This is a genomic window from Acinetobacter minutum, assembly GCF_035916735.1.
Taxonomy (GTDB): Bacteria; Pseudomonadota; Gammaproteobacteria; order Pseudomonadales; family Moraxellaceae; genus Acinetobacter.
On the sequence record NZ_JAQIHG010000065.1, the window covers coordinates 1 to 1,386 of the forward strand.

Here is a 1,386-nt window from a genome sequence, read left to right on the forward strand (position 1 = left end):
TAGAAGAATTACTGCCACATCGCTGGAAATCCAACTCAAATTAAAAAATAGGCATGGGGTTCAGCGGACGCTTACGTTATTCTTAATTTAGCCTACCTTAAAGGTAAACACAGCCGATTCCCCTCTTCTTGCTTAAATTAATAACCCGAGTTGAATGGATACAGTGATATTGTTGGCTTCACTCCTAATTTAATAGTCAAAATCATGCCTGTTTATTAGGATTTATTCTTACTGATGGGGTATTTAATAAAAATGGAATAGCAGCAATTCAGCAACTTGTTCTCTCTAGATAAAATTTTCTTGATGCCAGAATTTTTTATAACCTAAATTTCCTTTATAAATCTAATGAATACGAGTAATTAGTAGACTTAGGATCATGGGATGGATATTGGTATATCCATCATACTGATAGAGAAACTACTGAGCGCTTTTATGAGCATAATTTAGCCACAAGAAGCTTGCAGAATGACTTTAGATTGGGGATCAAGGACCACGGTAATACGATTTTCACGATAGTCCATTGTCACTGCTTGTCCTGGAGTGACCATTCTTACAAATTCAGATTGAGTTAGAGCTTTAATTTCGTACTCAGTCAAACCCGTTTGACCAACAAGTTTTGCTGCTGCTTCAGGGGAGCATTTTTTGATTCCCATTGAAGGTGTAGGCTGCGATTGTTCTGTTTTAACCCCATTAACACAAGCAGTTAAACTCATTGTGACCATCAAAATCATGACGTAGTGAAGAATTTGCATTTTTTATCGAATTGAGCAGGAAAAATTCATCATAACCAATAATCGCTTTCGTGTAACTCCTTCTAAAAGATCTCTGGACAGTCATCCTAACCTTGAACGATTACTCAATTGGCAAAAAACCTCGCAAAAGCGAGGTCAGAGATTAATCAAAATAGGCTTAGCTCACGTCTACAATGAAAAATATGAGCAATTAATGGCTGGAATCTAGATTCAACTCTTCATCTTTGGCACAGATCACAGAGGTCAAAATAGGAATTGCTAAAATCACGGGAACAACAATAATCCACAAATCCGTCGTTAACTTACTAGAAAAGAAAAATTGAATCACAATTGCAGCTACAATCAACACCGAAAATAAAACAACAGCGAAACGAATAGCAAATTTGAGGAGCATTTTTTTCATCCCTTGATTCAATCAATTATTTGAGTATACGCCTCGTTTCACTCAAGATATATGGTTTAAAGCAATAAAGGCATAAAAAAATAAAGACTTTTAATTGGCTCCATTTAAATTACACATATCGACTTCAACTTTCCTGTTGGCCAACTATTCAGCTGGTAATCCTCCCATAAATAACCGAAGTTAAAAGTAGAGGTTAAGCAGCCATTAGAGGTGGCTTTCCTTTGTTTGCTT

1 protein-coding gene and 1 pseudogene are annotated in these 1,386 nt (G+C 36.1%); both read right to left on the minus strand.

Annotated features, from left to right (window positions below):
• Positions 1–443 precede the first annotated feature (443 nt).
• Positions 444–641 (minus strand): annotated as a pseudogene (locus PAE54_RS12395) (I78 family peptidase inhibitor); the annotation flags it as partial.
• Between the two features lie 301 nt (positions 642–942).
• Positions 943–1,146, minus strand: a complete 204-nt coding sequence (locus tag PAE54_RS12400; protein WP_326519659.1) for a hypothetical protein — start codon at positions 1,144–1,146, stop codon at positions 943–945.
• Between the last annotated feature and the right edge of the window lie 240 nt (positions 1,147–1,386).